General features: G+C 54.2%; 2 protein-coding genes and 1 pseudogene. 2 read left to right on the forward strand and 1 reads right to left on the reverse strand.

Features of this window, described 5'->3' with window-relative positions:
• Positions 1 to 179, forward strand: a 179-nt coding sequence (locus MHX65_RS11400) for an IS3 family transposase (RefSeq protein ID WP_239270165.1), incomplete at its 5' end; no start/stop codon positions are given.
• A gap of 47 nt (positions 180 to 226) precedes the next feature.
• On the opposite strand, the pseudogene MHX65_RS11405 reads toward MHX65_RS11400, so the two are convergent.
• A pseudogene (locus MHX65_RS11405) lies at positions 227 to 932 on the reverse strand (transposase-like zinc-binding domain-containing protein); the annotation flags it as partial.
• Positions 933 to 1,004: 72 nt separating this feature from the next.
• Between MHX65_RS11405 and MHX65_RS11410 the strand changes: the two are divergent.
• A complete protein-coding gene (locus MHX65_RS11410) occupies positions 1,005 to 2,348 on the forward strand; it encodes an IS256 family transposase (protein WP_239270164.1) in 1,344 nt (447 codons plus the stop codon).
• Positions 2,349 to 2,516 lie beyond the last annotated feature (168 nt).

Consider the following 2,516-nt stretch of genomic DNA (forward strand, 5'->3'; position numbering starts at 1 on the left):
CCGAGTTCTACGACCGGAAACGCTGGCCAACCCGCGATGCTGCGCGTCAGGCTGTGGCTTACTGGATTGAAGTAGTCTACAACCGTCGGCGCCGGCACTCCGCCCTTGGGATGGTCAGCCCCGTCGATTTCGAAAACCACACCAGCCTAACCACCAGCAGAAAAGAAATCGCTGCCTAACCACTAGGTAGCTCCACTACGTGTCCACGATTTGCGGGCAACCCCAACTGGTTATTGAGTGTTCGGCGTTCCTTTGGCACGGGTGTTTTCTCGTTGAGGAATGTTTTGAATACCTGACCGAAGTCGTGCAGACGTAGCGTCCACTCCCGTGCCTGTTCGAGTGTGGTGACACGGGTTAGTTTCAGCGCCAGTGCGTAGATGGTTTTGCCGGCGTCGGTGCGCGGCCGTGAGGTGGTGTAGCGGCGGATGACGCGTTGCGCATGGACGAGACAACGCTGAATCATCGCGTTTGGCCAGCAGGCTTTAATCGCGGTGAGTGCGCCTTGTCCGACGTCGATGACGACGCAGAGCGGCTCGGCGATTTTGCGAAGAAGCTGCGTGTATGCGTGGACAGTTTCGTGTTTGGTCCAGTGCCAAGCAATGACGTGGTGGCGTCGATGAAGATCTGCTCGTAGACGCGCTGCGGGGCACCGTCGTTGGGGACGTCGATGAGCCAAAACGGTTCAATCGGCGATCAAGTGTCCAACGACTCACCCTTTGTGGCCCGGCGAGTTCAGACAACGTCACTGTGGAGGTGACATAGGAGATGAAGGCTTTAAAGTCGCAGGCCTGAGTGAGATCGGTGCGGGTTCGTGTCGTGGAGCTGCCGCAGTTCGGGTCTTTGCACCGCCACCTGGTTGTGCCTTTGGATGTGGTTCCGTTTTTCTTCATTTGCCCAGCACATACCGGGCATCGTGGTCTGTTTTTACTCACCCGGAAAGCACACCAGAGAGTGTCTGATGGTTTGTGTGTGGGTACCTAACCTGCATGAGGAGATGGACCAGAATGACTACTGTGGCGAGACGAGATCCGGCTGATAAGGCCAAGATTGATGCGATTGAAAAGAAGCTGCTTGCTAATCCTGACATCGCGAAACTGATTGATGACCTAGGCACGTCCACAACGGATGCCAACGACCTAGTTCGCGGCATGTTACAAGCCTCGATTACCAGGGGACTCAACGCTGAAATGGATGCCCACCTGGGCTACGAGTCTGGCGACAGGAGCGCTAAAGCTGCAGCTAGAACAGACAATTACCGCAACGGGTCGTATCCAAAGACCGTGGATTCTAACTGCGGGCCAGTCACCGTTGATGTCCCTCGGGATCGGGCTGGAACATTCTTTCCGACTATGGTCCCTAAAGGTTCTAGGCGCTTGACTGATCTTGATGACATGATCGTCAGCTTGTATGCCGGTGGGATGACAATTAGGGATATCCAGCATCATATGGCAACGGCGATGCGTGTCGATATTTTCCATGAGACGATTTCTGCGGTTACTGACGCCGTGCTCGATGAGGTTATGGTCTGGCAAAACCGCCAGCTAGACGAGTTCTACCCCGTGGTTTTCCTGGACGCGTTGCGCATTAAAGTCCGCGACGACGGCCGAGTAGTCAACAAATCTGCGTACATGGCAATCGGCGTGGATCTCGACGGTATTAAGCACATTTTAGGATTGTGGATTGCCAAGGAAGAAGGCGCTTCATTCTGGGCGCAGGTATGCGCCAACTTTTCTAACCGTGGGGTCAAGGACGTCTTTATCGTCTGCTGTGACGGGCTGAAAGGCCTGCCAGAGGCAGTTGAGGCAACTTGGCCGAACTCTATGGTGCAAACCTGTATCGTGCACTTAATTCGTGCTGCGAATCGATGGGTGGCCTATGGGGATCGCCGCGCTGTATCAGCCGCGTTGAAAAAGGTCTACACCGCCGCAGACGAGCCCACAGCTAAGGCGGCCTTAGACGAATTCGAGGCCTCCGAGCTGGGTGTGAAGTATCCTCAGTCGGTCAAGGTCTGGCAGGACGCATGGGATAGATTCGTGCCATTTTTGCAGTTCCCACCAGCAGCCAGGAAGGTCATCTATACGACGAACTCCATTGAGTCGTTCAACAACCAGCTGCGTAAAGCTACTCGCAACAGGGTGCAGTTCACCAACGATGAATCAGCGATAAAGACGCTGTGGTTGATGATCTGCAACATCGAAGACAAACGAGCCGCAAAGAGGGCAAAGCAAGGCAAACGAGTCTCAGCGACAGCCGGCAGACTCATGGAAGGAGCCCGAGTTTCTGGCTGGAAACAAGCCATTAACCAGATGGCCGTGGCTTTTCCCGACCGCTTCGACAAATACCTATAAACCTAGCCCCACACACAAACAACTTGACACGCTCGGAAACCTAGAGATGTGATGTCTAGTGACTTTTTGGACTCGGAGTCCATTGACTTTTTGGACTCGGAGTCCAGTTAGTTTTTTGACGCGGAGTCCAGGAAGTTTATGGACAGGATGTCTAACTACTTTTTGGAC

This window comes from Corynebacterium sp. ACRPS, from assembly GCF_022346005.1.
GTDB lineage: Bacteria > Actinomycetota > Actinomycetes > Mycobacteriales > Mycobacteriaceae > Corynebacterium.

What these genes read in the sequence shown, in the direction of transcription:
- MHX65_RS11410 (WP_239270164.1), top strand. Translation starts at nt 1,005, where the DNA reads ATGACTACTGTGGCGAGACGAGATCCGGCTGATAAGGCCAAGATTGAT.